We start from the raw sequence: 21,499 nt of genomic DNA, 5'->3' as shown, positions 1-21,499 counted from the left end.
CTACCTGCAACTCCAGTTACTTTGGGTATATCGAGTGACAGTTTTTAATCGAAGCTGATAAGCGGGGAAATGTACTGAATGGGTCCTTATTTGTTTAAAATACAAGGGGCGCGAGCCGTCAGAGTGCCCATCAGTGCAGTCGCCCCGCAGATCGCAAAATCAAATAGCCGCAATAATTTTGATTTCAACTTTGTACTTCGGATTCATCAATTTGGCTTCGACGGTACAACGCACTGGCGCATTGCCATCAACCACCCAGGCATCCCACGCCGCATTCATCGCCGCGAAGTCCGCACTGTCTGCCAGAAAAATGGTGGCATCCAAAATACGGCTTTTATCTGAACCGAGCTGATTCAACATCATATCTATTGCTGCCAGTGTGTTGGCAGTTTGCGCCGTGGCGTCTGCATCCAGATTTTCCGGTACGCTGGTGTAATAGATAGTGTTGTTAAATACCACAGCATCTGACCAACGTTTTTCTGGATTAATTCGTTCAATACTCATTTTCACTCCCTTGTGTGAATGTCAATGTCAGTTATCAGTAGTAGGGTAGCATAGCTTATGATGAGAATGTGTGGTCGCGGGGCGATAGGCTTGGCATAATCACCGCTGATTTCGCCCGGAAGAGAACGCGTGACAGACGATTTTGCAACAGACGGCGCATTAGCGCAGGCCATTACAGGTTTTAACCCCCGAGAGTCTCAGCGCCGAATGGCGGCGGCCATCAGTGAATCTATTGATGCCAAACAACAATTGGTGGTAGAGGCAGGTACCGGTACCGGTAAAACATTTGCCTATTTGGCGCCCGCACTGCGTGCTGATTGCAAAGTGATTATCTCCACAGGTTCGAAAGCGTTACAAGATCAGCTCTATTCGCGTGACTTACCCACGGTAGCGACTGCTCTCAAATACAAAGGGAAGCTGGCCTTATTAAAGGGGCGCTCAAACTATCTTTGTCTGGAACGACTTGAACAGCAATCATTGGCCGGGGGTGAATTAGCCAGTGAGACATTGGTTGATTTGGTTCGTTTGCGTGGCTGGTCAGCCGAAACCATCGATGGTGATATCAGTACCTGTGGCCAGGTGGCTGAGGATAGCTTTGTCTGGCCGTTGGTCACCAGTACCAATGATAACTGTCTGGGTAGTGATTGCCCGCTGTATAAAGATTGTTTTGTGGTCAAAGCCCGCCGTAAGGCGATGGATGCAGATATAGTGGTGGTGAACCACCATCTGTTCTTGGCGGATATGGTGGTGAAAGAGAGCGGTTTTGCCGAACTGATCCCCACCGCAGATGTGATGATTTTCGATGAAGCCCACCAGATCCCCGATATTGCCAGCCAATACTTTGGTCAGCAACTGACCAGTAGACAACTAATGGATTTGGCAAAAGATATTATTATTGCCTATCGCACCGAAGTGCGTGACTCCGCTCAATTGCAAAAAAGCGCCGACCGTCTGACGCAAAGCACGCAAGATTTCCGTCTGGTGCTCGGCGACCCGGGATATCGCGGCAATTTACGTGATGTACTGGAACAACCGGCGATTCAGCGGGCGTTGCTGTTGCTCGATGATGCGCTGGAGTTGTGTTATGACGTGATGAAGCTTTCCCTTGGCCGTTCAGCCATGCTGGATGCTGCTTTTGAACGTGCAACGGTGTATCGCAACCGCCTTAAGCGTTTAAAAGATGTCACTACACCCGGCTACAGCTATTGGTATGAGTGTAATTCACGCCATTTCGTACTGGCGTTGACACCGTTGTCGGTTTCTGATCGTTTTCGTGAGCTGATAGAAGAAAAACCGGGAAGCTGGATTTTTACCTCTGCCACACTGTCGGTTAATGATCAGTTATCACATTTCACCTCAAGGTTGGGGCTAACGAACGCCAAAACGCTACTCCTGCCCAGTCCGTTTGATTACGCCAATCAGGCATTACTCTGTGTGCCACGCAATTTGCCTTCGGCAAATGAACCTGGGGCTGCCCGTAAACTGGCGGTGATGCTAAAGCCACTGATTGATGCCAATAAAGGGCGTTGCTTCTTTTTGTGTACCTCACACCAGATGATGCGTGGTTTAGCCGAAGAGTTCCGCGCCAGCATGACGCTACCTGTTTTGGTGCAAGGCGAAACCAGCAAGGGGCAGTTGCTGGCACAGTTTGTAGCAGCAGGCAATGCACTGCTGGTGGCGACCAGCAGTTTCTGGGAAGGGGTGGATGTGCGGGGCGACGCGTTATCTTGTGTCATCATCGACAAATTGCCGTTTACCTCACCGGATGACCCTTTGTTGAAAGCCCGCATCGAAGATTGCCGTCTACGTGGTGGTGACCCGTTCAATGATGTGCAATTGCCTGATGCCGTTATTACCTTGAAACAAGGTGTGGGGCGTTTGATTCGTGACATCGACGATCGCGGCGTGCTGGTTATCTGTGATAATCGCCTGGTGATGCGCCCTTATGGCGCGATGTTCCTTAATAGTCTCCCGCCAGCACCCCGCACCCGTGATTTGGCGAAAGCCATCGCTTTTCTCAAGCAACGCGATTAAGGGAAAAGCGAGGAGGGGTGTGCTATCATGCGCGCCCTGTATTGAATTCATACTCTTTTCCTGCCGAGGTTGGCATGTCCACGCGAATTTTAGCGATCGATACCGCAACAGAAGCATGTTCTGTTGCATTGTGGAATAACGGCGAAGTTCAGGCGTTGTTTGAGCTTTGTCCACGGGAACACACCCAACGAATCTTACCGATGGTGCAGCAAGTACTGGCTGAATCAGGTTTATCACTGACGCAACTCGATGCATTGGCCTTTGGCCGTGGCCCTGGTAGCTTTACCGGTGTCCGTATTGGTATCGGTATTGGTCAGGGATTGGCTCTGGGCGCAGACTTACCAATGATAGGTATTTCCACCTTACAGACCATGGCTCAGGGGGCATTCCGTCTGACAGGCGCGTCTCGCGTATTGGCTGCGATTGATGCCCGCATGGGGGAAGTCTATTGGGGTGAGTTTGAGCGTGACGCACAAGGCGATTGGCTTGGTGAACAGACTGAGGCAGTAATGACGCCGGCACAAGTCTTGGCACACGCGCCATCACTGAGCGGCCATTGGGCCACAGTAGGCACTGGCTGGCAGACGTATCCTGATCTGGTTAGCAGCGATAACGTGGTGCTGGCTGACGGGCAGATGCTACTGCCGCAGGCAGAGGATATGTTGCCACTGGCATTATCATCATGGGCGAACGGGCGGATGGTGAGTGTGGAAAATGCCGAGCCAGTGTATCTGAGAAATGAAGTGACCTGGAAAAAACTGCCAGGCCGTTAGAACTGAACTGCGCCACGGAAATGTGAAAAATTAACGATATAGCAACTTGTCATCCTGTTTAGAGTCTAAAATATTCAGATAGCTATAGATATGATAAGGAGCAGCACACTATGGCGATAAATACGTCAGCAACTCAATCTATAAAGAATAGAAGCCGTAAATGGACGTGTGGCTGGCTAGGATTGGGCGTTTTGCTTCTGTCCGGCTGTGTTACTGTCCCGCCTGCTATTCAGGGTACCACTGCGACGCCGCAGCAAAATCTTAATTTGGTTCGAACCGATCCGAAGGTCTTTATAGGCCAGGAGGCGCGTTTTGGTGGGACCGTCATCAATGTGGCCAACGAAGCGCATCGCACCCGGCTTGAAATTGCCAGCGTACCCTTAGACTCGGGTGCCAGACCTATTTTGGGGGAGCCGTCACAAGGGCGAGTGATAGCCTATGTTAATGGTTTCCTTGAGCCAGTTGATTTTCGTGGTCACCTGGTGACCGTGGTTGGGCCGATTACCGGTGTTGAAGCCGGTAAAATTGGGATGACGCCGTATGACTTTGTGGTGATAAATGCCACAGGTTACAAACGTTGGAATCTTGCACAACAAGTGATGATGCCACCGGCAATGGGCCCGTGGGGTTACCACAACCCTGGGATGTGGGGGCCGGGATGGGGTGGTTGGTACAACCCGGGACCAGCACAGATTCAAACTATTGTTACGGAGTAGGTAGTCTGACCGGTTTCAATTGCTGCCAGATGTTAGGGTGTAATGGCATGAAGGGCGCTGAATTCAGCGCCTTTTTTACGTCGATAAAACATAAAAGATTATATAATCAAAGAGTTATGGCTTTAAATGCTAAAAATCGCCTGTAATATTTTGATTTTATTGAATTTTAATGGGCGGCATTGGCTGCCTTAGTTATTTTTGAGATCTCGGCGCCAGAAAATAGTGACGTATATCCCAACCTCAAAATTGTTTGAAAGCAAACTGGTAAGCTGAGTTAAAATATTGTTAAAGTTCTGGTGTGAATTTGCGTCTTACTCTGGCGATCAATAATAATTTCAGGAGTGCTACCTTGGAAAAAGTATGGCTAAAGCGTTATCCGGCAGATGTCCCCGCAGAGATTGACCCGGATCGCTATTCTTCTTTGGTGGAAATGTTTGAGAACGCCGCACTGCGTTATGCGGACCAACCTGCGTTCATCAATATGGGGGAGGTGATGACCTTCCGTAAGTTGGAAGAGCGTAGCCGTGCTTTCGCCGCCTATCTACAGCAAGGTTTAGGGTTACAAAAAGGTGACCGTGTCGCCTTGATGATGCCCAACTTGCTGCAATATCCCATAGCTTTGTTTGGTATTTTGCGTGCGGGTATGGTGGTGGTGAATGTTAACCCGCTGTATACCCCGCGCGAGTTAGAGCATCAACTGAATGACAGCGGAGCTGTGGCAATCGTTATTGTCTCCAACTTCGCTCACACGCTGGAAAAGATCGTTTTTAAAACCCAAGTCAAACATGTCATCTTAACTCGCATGGGTGATCAGTTGTCGACGGCCAAAGGGACGCTGGTTAATTTCGTGGTGAAATACATCAAGCGACTGGTACCGAAATATTATCTACCCGATGCTATTTCGTTTCGCACTGCGCTACAAAAAGGTCGCCGTCTGCAATATGTTAAACCGGATATTATCAATACTGACCTGGCATTTTTGCAATATACCGGAGGTACGACAGGGGTGGCGAAAGGCGCAATGCTGACACACCGCAATATGCAGTCGAACCTGGAGCAGGCGAAAGCGGCTTATGCACCTTTGCTGCAACCCGGCCACGAGCTGGTGGTCACGGCACTCCCCCTCTATCACATATTTGCTTTAACCATGAACTGCCTGCTGTTTATTGAGTTAGGTGGGCGCAGTTTATTGATAACCAATCCGCGTGATATTTCGGGAATGGTAAAAGAGCTAAGTCGTTATCCATTCACCGCCATGACGGGTGTAAATACGTTATTTAATGCTTTGTTGAATAATGAAGAGTTCACCAAGTTAGATTTCTCCACACTGCGCCTTTCTGTGGGTGGCGGCATGCCAGTGCAGAAAGCGGTTGCTGAACGATGGGAAAAACTGACTGGGAAACATCTGCTGGAAGGTTATGGTTTGACCGAGTGCTCGCCGTTAGTGACGGGTAATCCTTATGATTTGAAACACTACAGTGGCAGCATTGGTCTGCCTGTCCCTTCTACCGATGTTCGGCTGGTGGATGATGAGGGTAACGAAGTTGGATTGGGTGAACCGGGTGAACTATGGGTGCGTGGTCCACAAGTTATGTTAGGCTATTGGCAGCGGCCAGAAGCGACGGATGAAGTGCTGAAAGACGGTTGGCTGGCAACTGGCGATATCGCAACCCTTGATGAACAAGGTTTTTTACGTATCGTTGATCGTAAAAAAGATATGATTCTGGTCTCTGGTTTCAACGTCTACCCCAATGAGATTGAAGATGTGGTAGCGTTACATCCGAAAGTGCTGGAATCTGCTGCGGTTGGCGTGCCTAATGAGGTCTCTGGCGAGACGGTAAAACTGTTTGTCGTGAAAAAAGATGCCTCACTGACACCTGAAGAGCTGCTAACCCATTGCCGCCGCTACCTTACAGGGTATAAAGTACCGAAAATAGTAGAGTTCCGCGACGAGTTGCCGAAATCGAATGTCGGCAAAATTTTACGTAGGGAACTGCGTGACGAACAAGTTAAGGCTAAAGGTAGCAACCAAGACGCAGCCTAACTTAACAGCGTCACTCAATCATCATCAACAACGCCGGTCATCGCCGGCGTTGTTGTGTTTGTCATAGACTAACGACCAAGAGAATCACGTTTTGAATTATCAGTTGATCACGACCAATAGTGCGTTGCAGCAGGTCTGCGAACAAGCCCGGACACATGCTCATGTCGCGCTGGATACGGAATTTGTCAGAACGCGCACCTACTATCCTCAGTTGGGCCTGATTCAACTGTATGACGGTGAACAACTTTCACTCATAGACCCCTTGCCCATCACTGAATGGCAACCTTTCAGTGAGCTACTGCAAGATTTGAATGTGGTGAAATATCTGCATGCTGGTAGCGAAGATCTCGAGGTGTTCTTAAATGCCTTTAGCCGGATGCCAACGCCGATGATTGATACTCAGGTATTGGCGGCATTTTCTGGCCGAACCCTGTCTTGCGGTTTTGCCATGCTGGTAAATGAGTTTGAAGGTGTTGAGCTAGATAAAAGTGAATCACGTACCGACTGGATTGCCCGTCCACTCAGTGAAAAACAGTGTGATTATGCCGCCGCTGATGTTTTCTATCTGTTACCTTTGGCAGCTAAATTAGTGGAAGCCACCGAAGCTGCTGGGCGAATGGATGCAGCGATAGATGAATGCCAACTACTGTGTCGCCGTCGCAGTGAAACACTTGACCCTGAGCTGGCCTACCGTGAGATAACCAATGCCTGGCAGTTACGTGGCCATCAGTTGGCATGTTTGCAGAAGCTGGCGGCATGGCGCTTGCGTCAGGCGCGTGAGCGTGATCTGGCGGTTAACTTTGTCGTGCGTGAAGAGAATCTGTGGCAAGTCGCCCGTTATCAGCCAACCTCGCTGGGTGAGTTAGATTCCCTTGGCCTGAGTGGGCAGGAGATTCGCTATCATGGGCGTACCTTGTTGGCGCTGGTGGCTGAGGGGAATGCTGTAACGGAAGAGCAGCTGCCGCAACCGGTAGCTAACCTGATCGACCAACCCGGCTACAAGAAAGTCTTTAAAGATATTAAAGCGTTGATCCAGTCAGTCAGTGAACGTAGTGGACTGAGTAGTGAGTTACTGGCGTCACGTCGTCAAATAAACCAATTACTCAGTTGGCATTGGAAACTAAAATCAACTGACACTCAGCCTGAATTATTAAGTGGCTGGCGGGGCGATTTGTTGTCTACGGAATTGGCTGAGATTTTGAAACAGTATTAATCGATATTCAGAGTGGGGTGGGCTTCACTCTGGGTGTTTCAATTTTAATTCATAAGTACTTTATGACTAATTGAAATAGAGATTAAGATTTTTCTTGTTTCAGTGACAGATATATTGAATAGCACAATGGGCTGGATATATATACAGTTAACTAAATGAAAGTACCCCCTGTAAATAAATACAGGGGGTAGTTATTGCGAAGAAATCATTTAGGCGTTTCTTCCGTTTCCGGTAATGTCACGTTAAGTTCAAGTACCGAAATATCATCCCCTTTCTGCTCGAATTGCACATGCAGCATTTCAGGATCGATCTGTATATATTTACAAATAACCGCCAAAATATCGCGTTTCAAGTCAGGCAAATAATGGGGCTCACTGTCCCCACGACGACGCTCAGCGACGATAATTTGCAGCCGTTCCTTGGCTATATTGGCTGTCGGTTTTTTGCGGGACAGAAAAAAGTCTAACAAAGCCATGGTTTATCCCCCAAAAAGGCGTTTCAGGAAGCCCTTCTTCTCTTCTTCGATGAAGCGGAAGGGGCGTTCTTCTCCTAGCAAACGGTCAACGGTATCGTCATAAGCTTTACCGGCATCTGACTCTTTGTCCAGAATCACTGGCTCGCCTTGGTTCGAGGCGCGCAATACAGATTGATCTTCTGGAATAACGCCAACCAGTGGGATCCTCAGAATATCGAGGACATCTTCCATGCTAAGCATATCGCCGCGATTAACACGCCCAGGATTGTAGCGGGTCAACAGCAGATGTTCTTTAATTGGATCCTGGCCATTCTCTGCGCGGCGCGACTTGGAGGACAGTATCCCGAGGATGCGGTCAGAGTCACGAACCGAGGAGACTTCAGGGTTAGTGGTAATAACGGCTTCGTCAGCAAAATAGAGCGCCATCAAAGCGCCGCTTTCGATACCCGCAGGGGAGTCGCATACCACAAACTCGAAATTCATATCGCCAAGATCGTTTAAAATCTTTTCAACACCCTCTTTGGTCAGGGCGTCTTTATCGCGCGTCTGAGAAGCCGGTAAAATGTACAGATTATCTGTACGCTTATCTTTTATTAATGCTTGGTTCAAAGTGGCATCACCTTGAATCACATTAACAAAATCATAAACTACCCGGCGTTCACATCCCATGATCAAGTCTAGATTCCGTAGGCCGATATCGAAATCGATAACGACGGTTTTTTTACCTTTTTGGGCCAAGCCGGTTGCGATAGCCGCGCTTGATGTGGTCTTGCCAACGCCCCCTTTACCCGATGTAACAACAATAATGCGTGCCATGAAATGGATTCCTTGTCAAAAGGGCTTAATTTAAAGGTTGTATAGTTAATGCGTTATCCAGCAGATGCAGACGTGCGGCCTGACCAAAATACTCACGCGGGATCTGGTCACTTAACCAGTACTGCCCCGCGATAGAGACGAGCTCAGCGCCTAAATGTGTGCAAAAAATCTGGCATTGGGCATCCCCGGATGCACCTGCTAGCGCACGGCCTCGCATCATTCCATAGATATGAATATTGCCGTCGGCAATTAATTCAGCACCGGCACTGACACTGCTGATAACAATCAAATCGCAATTACGGGCATAAATCTGTTGGCCGGAACGGACAGGTGTGTTGATGATACGTGTCTTGGTCGGCGCGTTTTCCGGCGGGCTGATAACGGGCTCGGGTGCCATTTTCTGGCCTTTACCCTCACTCAATAACGGCAAACCTGCACGTGCTATCGCCCGTTTTTGACGCTCATCCTGACAACCACTGATGCCAACAATACGCAGACCTGCTGAAGTGACAGCCTGTTGGAGATCTTTCCAGTTAGCACCGTTTGGTAACGTTGCAACGTTAATCACAACAGGGGCGTTTTTCAGGAAAGCGGGGGCTTGATCCACCTTTTCCTGCAATGCCTGACGGATTACCTCCGGTCGTGAATCGTGTAAATGAACGACCGATAGGGTAAAACTACTGCCTTTTAACTCAATTGGCGATTGTGACATCTATCCTGACTCAGTTTCAGCTACGTTTAATCCCCAAAATACCACTCGGGGTACAATATTCTGATGTTCCCAAGCATGTTATAGGTAATATAAAGATAAATCTATCCGTATCAATATATTGAAATCTTAAGGTCATAATGACTTCAATCTGACAAGAAATTACAGCATAACTTCCGCTTATTCGCTAGCCCTGACCTGCCTATATTTGGCGGTTATCACTCCCACCGTTAAATTGTGTATTTTTTCAACAAGCAAACATGCTGATGGCGGGTTTGACGTCGCCCATAAAAGTGACCATTTTTAATCAGAGATGAGTCATTTTTTTATCAGATGAAGTTGTTTTTTATAAAATAGAGTAATGACTCACCATTATTATCACTTTCAAGATGATGAAATAGAGATATTGAGTGTGGTTATTATCGACTTAGTGAAATACCTCACACTATTATTTCAGAGAAATCTCACCCAGTAATCTGTGTATCACCACATTGCCGCTGGCATGGGTAATTAAAGCTGAGTGATAAATGGCACTAATCAGTGCTATTTTTAATGATTCTATATTGAGAATGATAATCATTTTGTGATATTTTGCGGTTTCTGCATCAATCTATCTGAGGAACATCAACGATGAAAAGGAATTTCATCCCACTATCATTTATCTGTGTTATGGCTTTACCTGTTGCATTTACTGCATGGGCTGACTTTGGCTATCACGCCGAAATCCCAAAAGACAGTAAGGTTCCCACCGATTATCTTGAAAAACGTAAGGCGCTTGGATCGGTGGCGACAAGTGCTGAGTCATGGCAAAAGCAATTGGATGAGGAGAAAGCGCGGATAGATGCCGAAGCGGCAAAACGGGAAAACGAAAAGCAGGCTAAATGCCAACAGCAAGAACATTACCCAGCTCGGCGCGCCGAAAATGATAAACGTCAATATGCTGTATCTGATCCCTGTGCTAGCAGTATAGGCATCAATATCTATTGATATCCCAAGCATCTGAGCCAGGCTAGCGTGTTATAATACTATGCTAACTATACCCGTAATACTTCAAGCTGCATGTGCGTTGGCCGCCTTCTTGTAACTCGAATGATTTAGGGTATATACAGTCTCATTATTGAATTTATCAAATAGAGTCCAAACATGCTGTGTGCTATCTATAGAAGCCCGAAACGGGATCAAACCTACCTATATATTGAAAAGAAAGATGATTTTTCCAGAGTGCCGGCTGAATTACTTACCAGTTTTGGCAAGCCGCAATTTGCGATGCTGCTTTCATTAAATGAACGCAAAACGTTGGCGACAGCGGATGTCGAGAAGGTAAAAAGTGCACTCATTGAGCAGGGTTTTTATCTGCAAGTCCCACCGCCACTCGAAAGTTTGTTGAAAATGCACTTGGGCGATACTACCGTATAACGTTGATTTTCATCAAAACTGCCTACCGTGATGGCATCCATCACAACCCTAAGGTGGATGTCCATGTATCAGCCCCGGTTGATTTTATATTTCCAGCTTCCTCTCTGGTTGTTGTTTTACACAGGAATGCGTCGATGAAATTGTCAATGATTGCAGTTGCTCTGGTGACGCTCATCTCAGTGGGATGTGCCAATAAAAATGCTGCGGCCCCGATTGCGGCACCAACACCAGCAACCGCGCCACCAACCATGCTGGATTCACCACCGGCTGCGGCCAAGAACAGTACTAAAATGACATTATCCCAGCAAGGGCGTGATCCAGCGCAGTTTCCTGCTTATGTCGAACAATTAAAGGCCCAAGCTCGTGCAAAGGGGATCAGCGAGGCTACGCTTGATAAAGCGTTTGCCAATATTCATTTTGTTGACCGAGTCATTCAGTCAGACCGCAATCAGTTAGAAAAGAAAGTCACACTGGATGATTACCTGACCAGAGTTCTGACAGAGGCGAAAGTCGCGCAAGGTAAAGAGATTTATCAGCGCTATCAGCCTCAGTTATCACAAGTTACTGCGCGCTATGGTGTGCCTGAGCGTTACATCGTGGCGCTGTGGGGCATGGAAAGTGGGTTTGGCAAGTTTCAAGGTAAAGAGGATGTCATCTCTGCCTTATCCACCATGGCATTTGAAGGGCGGCGTGAGGCATTCTTCACTAAAGAGCTGATAGCTGCATTGCAAATCATTCAGCAAGGCAAAGTTGATGACCCCGAGTTGAAAGGATCATGGGCTGGTGCGATGGGGCAGAGTCAATTTATGCCTAGCTCTTTCCTGACCTATGGCGCTGACGGGGATGGCGATGGGAAAATTGATATTTGGAATAATATCGATGATGTCTTTGCTTCGACAGCTAACTATCTGTCTACTGAAGGTTGGAAACCGGGTGTTGATTGGGGCCAGGAAGCGACGCTGCCCGAAGGATTTGATATTAAGCTGGCGGGCTTAAAAGACAGCCAAGCCAAAAGCGTCGCCCAATGGCAGCAACTCGGGGTAATGGCGATACCCGGCGGTAACTTTGCCAACTCAGATCTCCGGGCTTGGGTCATCGTACCTGATGATGTGCAAGGGCGGGCGTTTCTGGTTTATGATAATTTTCGTACCATTATGCACTGGAACCGTTCTTACTATTTCGCTATTAGTATTGGTATGATGGCAGATAGCGTAAGTCAATAATGTCTGCGAACACCTAATCGTGGTATGACTTGGTTGTGTCGCTGCGGCAAGAGCCAATCAAGATGTAAATTCAGACAGGATGTTAATTCAGGAGAGGCAGTATGTATCAACATAGAGACTGGCAAGGGGCTTTGCTGGATTTTCCAGTGAGTAAAGTGGTTTGCGTTGGCAGTAACTATGCCGAACATATTAAAGAGATGGGGAGTACTGTGTCAGTTGAACCGGTGCTGTTTATTAAACCTGAAACAGCGCTATGTGATATTCGCCAGCCGGTATCGATCCCGAAAGAGTTCGGTGAGGTTCATCATGAAGTAGAATTAGCCGTTTTGATCGGTACTCCGTTAAAACAAGCCAGTGAAGACCGAGTGGCACGCGCAATCGCCGGTTACGGTGTCGCATTGGATTTGACACTGCGTGAGCTGCAATCTGGCTTGAAAAAGGCTGGTCAGCCGTGGGAGAAATCGAAAGCATTTGACGGTTCTTGCCCGATTTCCGGTTTTATACCGGTGGCGGAGTTTGGTGATGCGCAACAGGCTGACTTATCGCTTATCATTAACGATGAGGTCCGTCAGCAAGGCAACACGCGTGATATGATCACCCCCATCATTCCGCTAATCAGTTACATCAGCCGTTTCTTTACTTTGCGTGCTGGCGATATCATTCTGACGGGCACTCCACAGGGCGTCGGGCCGATGAAATCAGGCGATATGCTGAAAGTTATGCTAAATGGTAAAACGTTGAGTACCCGCATAATCTAAGAGCATCGCTACCGCTTATGCCATCAGGCTGGGCGGCAACACTTGCATCTGACCGCCAAAGCGTCTATAACGACCCGCTCATTTATTCACACCGGATACCGATATGTCACAACTTCCTTTTTGGCAACAAAAAACACTCGCTGAAATGTCAGATAGTGAATGGGAATCACTGTGCGACGGATGCGGCCAATGTTGCTTGAATAAACTGATTGATGAGGACACGGATGAAATCTATTTCACCAATGTGGCCTGTGATCAGCTCAATCTCAAAACCTGCCAGTGCCGTAATTATGAGCGCCGCTTTGAATTAGAAGAAGACTGCATCAAGTTAACCCGAGAGAATTTGGTAACGTTTGAGTGGTTGCCACCCACCTGTGCTTATCGGATGGTGGGCGAGGGGCGTGGCCTGGCGAGTTGGCATCCACTGTTAGCCGGTTCAAAATCTGCGATGCACGGTGAGCGGATCTCGGTACGCCATATTGCCGTACGTGAGAGCGAGGTTATCGACTGGCAAGACCACATTTTGAATAAACCGCAGTGGGCCAGATAACCATTGATATATATGTAATTTATATTGAAGCCTCTCAGACAACAGATGCCTATTCAGACGCCAGATATGGCATACTAACGCCGAAATTTAACCAAGAAACTTAATAAAATGAAATATTCAACGTTGGCCGCTGTTATCATCGGCATATCTGCTACTTTAGGTAGCATTTCGCACCAGGTTCAGGCCGCTGGGGCCTCATTGATAAATCTTGATTGTAAATTGAAAGAGGGAGGCAGCCTGACCGCAGTGTTAGACGGCCCGAATCAGCAATTGACCATTGATAAATCAGTGTTCCAGTTTGTAAAAGTTAATCCAGAAGGTCAGGGCGAGGCGTTAATATTCCAAAATGCCAACAGCCAGGAGCAAGTTATTGCTTCTCTCAATATTTCCGCGCTGCCAATCCGTTTGGCGGTGGTTGATGGTGAGCAGGCTAATCAGTACATTTGTACCCATACCACAGCTTAACTAGTTTATAATCGAATTAAAATGAGGCTGCCTTATGGTGGCCTTTTTTCGTTGTATGACCATTTATGGCTGTAAATTTGATTAAACCACTGGATGGATTAGTCCTTAGTCGACGCTGAAGTTACCCACAAAGTAGTAATGTGAGTCCTCCATCTGGAGAGTTAAATAGCTTGATTGATAACACCGCGATAGTTTCTGCTTCTGCAATTATTGAGAAGGGTGCGGTGATTGGTGCGAATGTACAGATTGGTCACTTTTGTTACATTGGTTCTCAAGTCACTATTGGTTCCGGCACGGTGCTTAAATCGCATATTGTAATTAATGGTATTACCGAGCTTGGATGTGACAATAATATTGGACAATTTTCCTCTATTGGAGAGGTTAATCAGGATCTTAAGTACCAGGGGGAGCCTACCCAGGTTATCATTGGCGACCGCAATTTGATTCAGCAAAATGTCACGATACACCGTGGCACGGCTCAAGGACACGGTATAACACGTATCGGTAATGACAATAGTCTGATGAATCATGTGCATATTGGCCATGACTGCATTATCGGTAACCACTGCTTATTGGCGTCGAATGTAGGATTAGCCGGACATGTAGAGGTCGATAATTTCGCCATTATCTGCGCGGCCAGTGCTGTGCACCAGTTTTGTGTTATTGGCACCCATGCCTTGGTCAATGAAAGCGCCTGCGTGGTGCAGGATATCCCCCCTTATGTGATTGCGGGGGGTAATCGTGCCGTGCCGGTGGGTATCCGAGCAGCAGGAATGGGGGACGACTGGTTGAACAGTGATGATTGCCAAGCGGTTCAAAACGCCTATCAGCTTATTTACCATACCGGTAAGTTGGTGGCGGATGTCAGTCAGGACATTGAGGTTTTGGCCAGAGAATGGCAAATACTTCAGTCTTATAAATCTTTTTTCTCTCGCTCAGCGCGCGGGATCATCCGTTAATGCACTGTCATCCAAAAGAAATGGCACCCTGAGGTGCCATTGTCAGATAAAGATATGTTTGAAATTATCGACTAAACAGGTCACGTCTTTTCGGTTTAACGAATTGGCTGATCAGCACCAATACGCCAATCAATAAGTATGCAGCAAAGATACCGACCAACCATTGCGGCATTTCTAATGACATAAATGCCCATTGTTTTACCGAGCAATCACCACTGGCAACAAAAATAGCGGGCAGCCATTTGTCTAGTGGCAGCCATGACGGGAAGCTGACAAAGAAATCACAGGTCGTGAACGGTGAAGGATGGAGTTGCAGCATAGTGTGTACCCAGGCTAGCTGAACACCGCGCCATGCGCTGTAGATCCAGATAAAGATTGCCAGGTAGCGCAAGGGCGATTTAGGTGCAATGGCACCCAACAACGACGCACCGAGAATACCGAATAACGCAGCACGTTCGTAAATACACATTACACAAGGCTGTAACAACATCACGTGTTGAAAATAGAGTGCGACCAATTCTAGTGCAAGTGCAGTCAGGGCCATTAAAAGCCAAGCACCGCGCCCTTTAGAGCAGCGGTTAAGGAATTGCAACATATCTTTATTTTCCATGCAGTAAGCAATTGTACCGGCAGTGTAAACCAATTCATCTTTGCTGCCAGCCACCCAAAGGTAAAATTAGGCAAAAATCAGCTCTTTCTCGCGCGTGACAAGTTATCACAAGCCTGAATTTTACTTTGGGTGAGATATTTGGTTTGTTTTGCCAGCCCATAATCCCTCGAAGCTAATAACAGCCCCCGCGGCGACCAAAAGTGTAGGGCTGGCAGATACTATAATGCAAGCGATCAATGTGTGATGCTAGCTCCGGCTGCCAGATGAGGCAAACTTATCCAGCCACTTTGCATCATCCATTCGGTTATTGGCACTAATAAGTACTCCACGCCTAACAGACCGACGAGGGTCATCACAATAGTATAGGGGAGTGCCATATACACCATGCGCCCATAAGAAAGACGAATTAAAGGGGCCAGCGCGGAGGTTAGCAGGAACAGAAAAGCGGCTTGGCCGTTCGGTGTGGCAACTGAGGGGAGGTTGGTCCCGGTATTGATGGCAACAGCCAATAACTCAAATTGCTGAAGCGAAATAATACCGTGCTCAAATGCAGTGCGCGCCTCATTGATATAAACCGTACCGACAAATACATTGTCGGATACCGAAGAGAGTAAGCCATTAAACAGATAAAACAGTGATAACTGTGCTGATGGTGAAGATTGTAAAACAAACTGAATAATCGGTGAGAAGAGGCTCTGCTCAATAATGACGGCAACCACGGCAAAAAACACCGTGAGTAGGGCAGTAAAAGGCAATGCCTCCTGAAATGCCTTACCCAGTGCATGTTCATTGGTAATTCCGCAGAGGGAGGTGGCGAGTATAATCACCGATAATCCGACCAAGCCTACCTCGGCTAAATGCAGGGCCAATGCGAGCACCAACCAAACACCGATCAAGGCCTGAATCAGAAGCTTCACTTTCTCTTGCTTGCTCCGTTTCGCACTGGCTTGTTGATCATAGTCAGTCAAAACCTGACGAACGCGCTCGGGAAGCTGTGCACCATAACCAAACAGTTTAAAACGTTCTACCAGCAGACAAACCAATAATCCGCAACACAGGACGGGTAACGTCACGGGCAGCATGCGAATAAAGAAGTCGGTAAAGTTCCAACCGGCACTCTTAGCGATAATCAGGTTCTGCGGCTCGCCAACCATGGTCATTACGCCACCCAGCGCAGTACCCACACCCGCATGCATCATCAGGCTACGCAAGAAAGCGCGGAATTGCTCCAACGTTTTACGGTTTTCCTGATTATCGATCCAACTGTCGTCGGTGATATCTTTATCGGTATGGTTTGATGCAACATGATGATAGATAGTATAAAAACCAACAGAAACACTGATAACCACGGCGATTACAGTTAAGGCATCAAGGAATGCCGAAAGGAAGGCAGAGGCGACACAGAAGGCTAATGAAAGAACGATTTTTGAGCGAATGTTCAGCAGCAGTTTGGTAAATACAAACAGTAATAACTGCTTCATGAAATAGATACCTGCCACCATAAACACCAACAACAGCAGCACTTCCAGATTATTAGCAATTTCTTCTGCCACCTGATGTGGGCTGGTCATACCGATGGCAACGGCTTGAATGGCCAATAAACCCCCCGGTTGCAGTGGGTAACATTTTAGCGCCATAGCCAGTGTAAAGATAAATTCGACCACCAACATCCAGCCAGCAATAAATGGGCTGACAAAAAAGAATACCAGTGGGTTAATAATGAGAAACCCGATAATTGCCAGCTTGTACCAATCAGGTGAATTCCCCAGAAAATTCTTGAGTACAGCTTGTCTAATGGTCATATCCATTGTGAGTTACAGTCTCCTTATTAAAATTATTATGGTGCAATTACTGCCTAAAGTTACATTTTACCTTACGTCATTGCTCTAAAAGCAATACGTATAATCTGTACATCATTCCATCTGCGCAATTTTTGCAACTTTATGACTACTTTCACCATTTGTTCGGTCCTGATGCTATGTCACGATAGCGTCGTCTGGTATGATGAGCGCACTAAATTGCTGATATGTATCGCTACGGAACGTCAAAAATATGGTTATAAAGGCGCAAAGTCCTGCCGGTTTCGCGGAAGAGTATATTATTGAAAGTATTTGGAATAATCGCTTCCCTCCAGGCACTATTTTGCCCGCGGAGCGTGAACTTTCAGAGCTGATTGGAGTGACTCGCACTACATTGCGTGAAGTGTTACAACGCTTAGCCCGCGATGGCTGGCTCACTATTCAGCATGGTAAACCGACGAAAGTAAACAATTTTTGGGAAACGTCTGGTCTTAATATTCTGGAAACACTGGCGCGACTTGACCACGACAGCGTGCCACAATTGATAGACAACTTACTGGCAGTCAGAACAAATATCGCTACCATCTTCGTTCGCACGGCAATCCGTAATCATCCAGAGAAAGCACAGGAAATCCTGGCACAAGCTCAAACAGTTGATGATCACGCCGAGGCTTTCACCGCACTGGATTACGGTATTTTCCGTGGTTTGGCTTTTGCTTCGGGTAACCCTATTTATGGGTTGATCCTAAATGGCATGAAAGGGCTTTATACCCGGGTTGGGCGTTACTATTTCTCGAATCCTGAAGCCCGTAAGCTGGCACTGACTTTCTACAGCAAACTGTCAACGCTGTGTGATGAAAAAGCCCATGATCAGGTGTCAGAGTGCCTGAGAGCATACGGTAAAGAGAGTGGTGCTATTTGGCACAGCATGCAGGGCACGATGCCAAGTGATTTGGCCGAAGCACGCCGTTAGGCGAATATCGCGTAAAATTGCAACGCAAAAGGGGCATTAAATGCCCCTTTTTCATGGCAAGATGTAGCGCAATAGCTCGCGCGGTTATCCACCTCGTCTGCCCTGTGCTAGAGCTTATTGGCTCTTGGCGGCACGCTGTCGAGTAGCTCAATCGAGCCATCGTCATTCAGTTGTTCCATATGAATATCAAACCCCCATAGCCGGTGAATATGTTTCATCACTTGCTGACGGCTCTTATCCAGTGGTGCCCGATCATGAGGAATATAGCGCAGGGTCAGGGAGCGGTCTCCGCGCAGATCAACGTTCCATACCTGAATGTTTGGTTCGTGATTACTCAAGTTATATTGAGCAGACAATTCATTACGTATAGCCCGATAACCTTCTTCATTATGAATGGCTGAAATCTCCAGATAGTTATGCTTATCATCATCCAGCACGGTGAATAGCCGGAAGTCACGCATTACTTTCGGTGATAAGAACTGGCTGATGAAGCTTTCATCCTTAAAGTCGCGCATGGCAAAATGCAACGTATCCAACCAATCTTTACCGGCGATATCCGGGAACCAATAATAGTCCTCCTCCGTCGGTGATTGGCAAATACGCTTGATATCTTGGAACATGGCAAAGCCAAGGGCATACGGGTTAATACCGTTGTAATAAGGGCTGTTATACGGCGGTTGATACACAACGTTGGTGTGGCTGTGCAAGAACTCCATCATAAAGCGGTCAGTGACCTTACCCTCATCGTACAGATGGTTAAGAATGGTGTAATGCCAGAAGGTGGCCCAACCTTCATTCATCACTTGTGTCTGTTTTTGTGGATAAAAATATTGGCTGACTTTGCGGACTATTCGCAGCACTTCGCGTTGCCATGACTCCAGCAGCGGAGCATTTTTCTCCATGAAATAGAGCAGGTTCTCCTGCGGTTCACTGGGATAGCGTTGAGCCTGGGCTTGGACTTCCCCTCGATCCTTGCGCGGTAGGGTTTTCCACAACGAGTTGACCTGACTTTGCAGATACTCCTCGCGGCTTTTCTGCCGGGCGGTTTCCTCCACTAAAGAGATCTTTTGCGGACGTTTATAGCGGTCCACCCCATAATTCATCAGGGCATGACAGGAGTCGAGTAGCCGCTCTACTTCTTCCACCCCATAACGTTCCTCGCATTCACTGATGTAATGACGAGCAAACAACAAATAATCCACTATCGAACTGGCATCGGTCCAGGCTCGAAATAAGTAATTATTCTTAAAGAAAGAGTTATGTCCATAGCAGGCGTGAGCCATGACTAAGGCTTGCATGGTAATAGTATTTTCTTCCATTAAATAAGCGATGCAAGGATTGGAGTTAATCACAATCTCGTACGCTAATCCTTGCTGACCGTGCTTATATTTTTGCTCTGTTTCGATAAATTTCTTACCAAAAGACCAATGGGTATAGTTGATAGGCATACCGATACTTGAATAGGCATCCATCATCTGTTCGGAGGTAATAACCTCTATCTGGTGGGGGTAAGTATCTAGCCGGTAATGTTTTGCCACCCGGTCTATTTGGTCCAGATAGACCTGCAACAATTCAAATGTCCAGTCTGGGCCGTCAGTCAGGCGCTTATCTTGCGCGGTTTGTTTCGGTGTTGAAGTTGTCATAGCGCATCCTCACGGTTTTATAACCCTGCAAAATACTGGTCACTTCAATAATCCTAGCTCAAGATTAACAAGTTGAGGCATGGCAAGACCTTATGTCAATGAATATCCGCCATCTTTCAAACAACAGGTAGGTTGACTGCCGGTTCGTGCCAGAATCATTGCTGTCGTATCAGTCTGTACGATTAATTAGATTTTATAGATTATTATTCTGATTTATTGGTCTAATTATGGAATATAAAACTAGTAAAAGAGTCTTACACAACATGCCAATTATTCATGCTGCTAATTGTGGGTATTATGGCGCTTTCTCTCCTTTTAGACGTTTAATTGGGCAAAAATAGCATCTTATCGCTATTTTCCTAACGCTATTGAACTGAAAAGTAATTGCATTGTAAATTAATTGTGAATTAAGTCACGACCTGGCATTAATATGTTGGCTAGATTTTTCTGCTGAGTTAATTTTCTGTCAACAGAATATTATGCTTTAGGTGTTGTTTGGGGGGAGGAAGGTATGCGCATTGTCATTTTAGGAAGCGGTGTGGTGGGGGTAGCCAGTGCCTGGTACTTAGCCAAAGACGGGCATGATGTTACGGTGATTGACCGTCAGCAGGGGCCCGCGCAGGAAACCAGTGCCGGTAACGCAGGTCAGATATCGCCGGGATATGCGGCACCTTGGGCTGCGCCTGGGGTTCCTCTGAAGGCCATTAAATGGATGTTCCAACGCCATGCGCCGTTGGCAATCCACCTTGACGGCAGCAGCTTCCAGCTACGCTGGATGTGGCAGATGCTGAGAAACTGCGACACTTCCCACTACATGCTCAACAAAAGCCGTATGGTGCGTCTGGCAGAATACAGTCGCGACTGTTTAAAAGAGCTGCGTGAAGACACCGGTATTCAGTATGAAGGCCGTCAGGGGGGAACACTGCAACTGTTCCGTACCGAACAGCAATTTGATAACGCCGCCAAGGATATTGCGGTGTTAGATGATGCGGGGGTGCCATATTCACTGCTAACGGCTGATCAACTGGCAACAGTGGAACCGGCATTGGCGAAAGTAGCACATAAACTGACCGGTGGTTTACGTTTACCTAATGATGAAACCGGCGACTGCAAACTGTTTACTGAACGCTTAGCCCAAATGGCCGAGCGGGCTGGGGTTAAGTTTGTGTTCAATCGCTCGGTGGATAAATTGCTGGTGGACGGTGACCAAATCGCCGGTGTGCTGTGTGGCGACGATATTATTAACGCTGATGCCTATGTAGTGGCCTTCGGTGCTTACTCTACGGAGCTGTTAGCCGGGCTGGTCTCGATTCCTGTTTATCCACTAAAAGGTTATTCACTCACTATTCCTATTACAGATCCGGCCTCGGCACCTTTCTCCACCGTGCTGGATGAGACCTACAAGATTGCCATTACGCGCTTTGATGACAGGATTCGGGTTGGGGGGATGGCGGAAATCGTTGGATTTAATACTCAATTGGCACCAGCACGTCGTGAGACGCTGGAAATGGTGGTGGGTGATTTGTACCCTCATGGGGGCAATATCAGTCAGGCCACGTTCTGGACCGGGCTGCGCCCGATGACACCTGATGGTACGCCCATTGTCGGGCGAACCTCGCTTAAGAATCTCTATCTGAATACCGGCCATGGCACCTTGGGCTGGACCATGGCCTGTGGGTCGGGTCAATTATTGGCTGATATTATGTATGGGCGTCGCCCAGCGATTCTGGCGGATGATTTATCTGTCGCGCGTTATAGCGCGGGCTTTCGGCCACTGAATATCACGCCTTTACACGACATTCACCCTGTGCGCTAAAAG

The 21,499-nt window shown here is 47.4% G+C and carries 22 protein-coding genes; 15 read left to right on the top strand and 7 right to left on the bottom strand.

Going from position 1 to position 21,499, the window contains the following annotated elements:
* Positions 1–159 precede the first annotated feature (159 nt).
* Positions 160–504: a RidA family protein gene (locus A6J66_006495; protein ID PNM23878.1), complete on the bottom strand. Its 345-nt coding sequence runs from the start codon at positions 502–504 to the stop codon at positions 160–162.
* Positions 505–633: 129 nt separating this feature from the next.
* On the opposite strand from A6J66_006495, the gene A6J66_006490 reads away from it, so the two are divergent.
* The 5 genes from A6J66_006490 to A6J66_006470 all read left to right on the top strand — a co-directional run bounded on the left by A6J66_006490 (position 634) and on the right by A6J66_006470 (position 7,284).
* Positions 634–2,538 (top strand): ATP-dependent helicase, encoded by a 1,905-nt coding sequence (locus A6J66_006490; GenBank protein PNM23877.1) that lies wholly within the window; start codon positions 634–636, stop codon positions 2,536–2,538.
* 74 nt (positions 2,539–2,612) lie between these two features.
* Complete coding sequence (gene tsaB, locus A6J66_006485) at positions 2,613–3,311, top strand: tRNA (adenosine(37)-N6)-threonylcarbamoyltransferase complex dimerization subunit type 1 TsaB (protein PNM26915.1); 699 nt, start codon at positions 2,613–2,615, stop codon at positions 3,309–3,311.
* Between the two features lie 110 nt (positions 3,312–3,421).
* On the top strand, positions 3,422–4,027 hold the full coding sequence (locus A6J66_006480) for a hypothetical protein (protein ID PNM23876.1): 606 nt from the start codon (positions 3,422–3,424) through the stop codon (positions 4,025–4,027).
* Positions 4,028–4,376: 349 nt separating this feature from the next.
* On the top strand, positions 4,377–6,071 hold the full coding sequence (locus A6J66_006475; GenBank protein ID PNM23875.1) for a long-chain-fatty-acid--CoA ligase FadD: 1,695 nt from the start codon (positions 4,377–4,379) through the stop codon (positions 6,069–6,071).
* A gap of 91 nt (positions 6,072–6,162) precedes the next feature.
* Entirely contained in the window at positions 6,163–7,284 is a 1,122-nt protein-coding gene (locus tag A6J66_006470; GenBank protein ID PNM23874.1) for a ribonuclease D, read from the top strand.
* Positions 7,285–7,489: 205 nt separating this feature from the next.
* Here the strand turns inward: A6J66_006470 and A6J66_006465 are convergent, their stop codons facing one another.
* From A6J66_006465 to A6J66_006455, 3 genes are read right to left on the bottom strand one after another with little or no spacing between them, the layout of a single operon-like run.
* Complete coding sequence (locus A6J66_006465) at positions 7,490–7,759, bottom strand: cell division topological specificity factor (GenBank protein ID PNM23873.1); 270 nt, start codon at positions 7,757–7,759, stop codon at positions 7,490–7,492.
* Between the two features lie 3 nt (positions 7,760–7,762).
* Positions 7,763–8,575 (bottom strand): septum site-determining protein MinD, encoded by an 813-nt coding sequence (gene minD, locus A6J66_006460; protein ID PNM23872.1) that lies wholly within the window; start codon positions 8,573–8,575, stop codon positions 7,763–7,765.
* A 25-nt stretch (positions 8,576–8,600) separates the two neighbouring features.
* Complete coding sequence (locus tag A6J66_006455; protein PNM23871.1) at positions 8,601–9,287, bottom strand: septum site-determining protein MinC; 687 nt, start codon at positions 9,285–9,287, stop codon at positions 8,601–8,603.
* Positions 9,288–9,953: 666 nt separating this feature from the next.
* Between A6J66_006455 and A6J66_006450 the strand changes: the two genes are divergently transcribed.
* The 7 genes from A6J66_006450 to A6J66_006420 all read left to right on the top strand — a co-directional run bounded on the left by A6J66_006450 (position 9,954) and on the right by A6J66_006420 (position 14,655).
* Positions 9,954–10,271 (top strand): hypothetical protein, encoded by a 318-nt coding sequence (locus A6J66_006450; GenBank protein PNM23870.1) that lies wholly within the window; start codon positions 9,954–9,956, stop codon positions 10,269–10,271.
* A 156-nt stretch (positions 10,272–10,427) separates the two neighbouring features.
* Entirely contained in the window at positions 10,428–10,700 is a 273-nt protein-coding gene (locus tag A6J66_006445) for a hypothetical protein (protein PNM23869.1), read from the top strand.
* A 290-nt stretch (positions 10,701–10,990) separates the two neighbouring features.
* Positions 10,991–11,923 (top strand): lytic murein transglycosylase, encoded by a 933-nt coding sequence (locus A6J66_006440; protein PNM26914.1) that lies wholly within the window; start codon positions 10,991–10,993, stop codon positions 11,921–11,923.
* Between the two features lie 101 nt (positions 11,924–12,024).
* Positions 12,025–12,681 carry an isomerase/hydrolase gene (locus A6J66_006435; GenBank protein ID PNM23868.1) on the top strand — a complete coding sequence of 219 codons (657 nt, stop codon included), beginning with the start codon at positions 12,025–12,027 and terminating at the stop codon, positions 12,679–12,681.
* Positions 12,682–12,784: 103 nt separating this feature from the next.
* Complete coding sequence (locus A6J66_006430; protein PNM23867.1) at positions 12,785–13,231, top strand: YcgN family cysteine cluster protein; 447 nt, start codon at positions 12,785–12,787, stop codon at positions 13,229–13,231.
* A 108-nt stretch (positions 13,232–13,339) separates the two neighbouring features.
* Positions 13,340–13,696, top strand: a complete 357-nt coding sequence (locus tag A6J66_006425; GenBank protein ID PNM23866.1) for a hypothetical protein — start codon at positions 13,340–13,342, stop codon at positions 13,694–13,696.
* A 170-nt stretch (positions 13,697–13,866) separates the two neighbouring features.
* Entirely contained in the window at positions 13,867–14,655 is a 789-nt protein-coding gene (locus tag A6J66_006420) for an acyl-ACP--UDP-N-acetylglucosamine O-acyltransferase (protein ID PNM23865.1), read from the top strand.
* A 64-nt stretch (positions 14,656–14,719) separates the two neighbouring features.
* Here the strand turns inward: A6J66_006420 and A6J66_006415 are convergent, their stop codons facing one another.
* Together A6J66_006415 and A6J66_006410 are read right to left on the bottom strand one after the other, a co-directional pair.
* Positions 14,720–15,250: a disulfide bond formation protein DsbB gene (locus A6J66_006415; GenBank protein PNM26913.1), complete on the bottom strand. Its 531-nt coding sequence runs from the start codon at positions 15,248–15,250 to the stop codon at positions 14,720–14,722.
* A gap of 248 nt (positions 15,251–15,498) precedes the next feature.
* Complete coding sequence (locus tag A6J66_006410) at positions 15,499–17,073, bottom strand: sodium/proton antiporter NhaB (GenBank protein ID PNM23864.1); 1,575 nt, start codon at positions 17,071–17,073, stop codon at positions 15,499–15,501.
* A gap of 72 nt (positions 17,074–17,145) precedes the next feature.
* On the opposite strand from A6J66_006410, the gene A6J66_006405 reads away from it, so the two are divergent.
* Complete coding sequence (locus tag A6J66_006405) at positions 17,146–17,370, top strand: hypothetical protein (GenBank protein PNM23863.1); 225 nt, start codon at positions 17,146–17,148, stop codon at positions 17,368–17,370.
* The gene (locus tag A6J66_006400; protein ID PNM23862.1) at positions 17,318–18,037 is read left to right on the top strand and encodes a fatty acid metabolism transcriptional regulator FadR; all 720 of its coding nucleotides are present in this window, start codon (positions 17,318–17,320) and stop codon (positions 18,035–18,037) included. The genes A6J66_006405 and A6J66_006400 overlap by 53 nt, the downstream gene beginning before the upstream one ends.
* A 107-nt stretch (positions 18,038–18,144) precedes the next feature.
* Here the strand turns inward: A6J66_006400 and A6J66_006395 are convergent, their stop codons facing one another.
* Positions 18,145–19,680 carry a SpoVR family protein gene (locus A6J66_006395; protein PNM23861.1) on the bottom strand — a complete coding sequence of 512 codons (1,536 nt, stop codon included), beginning with the start codon at positions 19,678–19,680 and terminating at the stop codon, positions 18,145–18,147.
* Positions 19,681–20,191: 511 nt separating this feature from the next.
* Here A6J66_006395 and A6J66_006390 point away from each other — a divergent pair.
* Complete coding sequence (locus A6J66_006390) at positions 20,192–21,496, top strand: D-amino acid dehydrogenase (GenBank protein ID PNM23860.1); 1,305 nt, start codon at positions 20,192–20,194, stop codon at positions 21,494–21,496.
* Positions 21,497–21,499 lie beyond the last annotated feature (3 nt).

It is taken from the genome of Yersinia enterocolitica (genome assembly GCA_002082245.2).
Classification (GTDB): Bacteria; Pseudomonadota; Gammaproteobacteria; order Enterobacterales; family Enterobacteriaceae; genus Yersinia; species Yersinia enterocolitica_E.
This window is presented reverse-complemented; position numbering and strand designations above follow the sequence as displayed.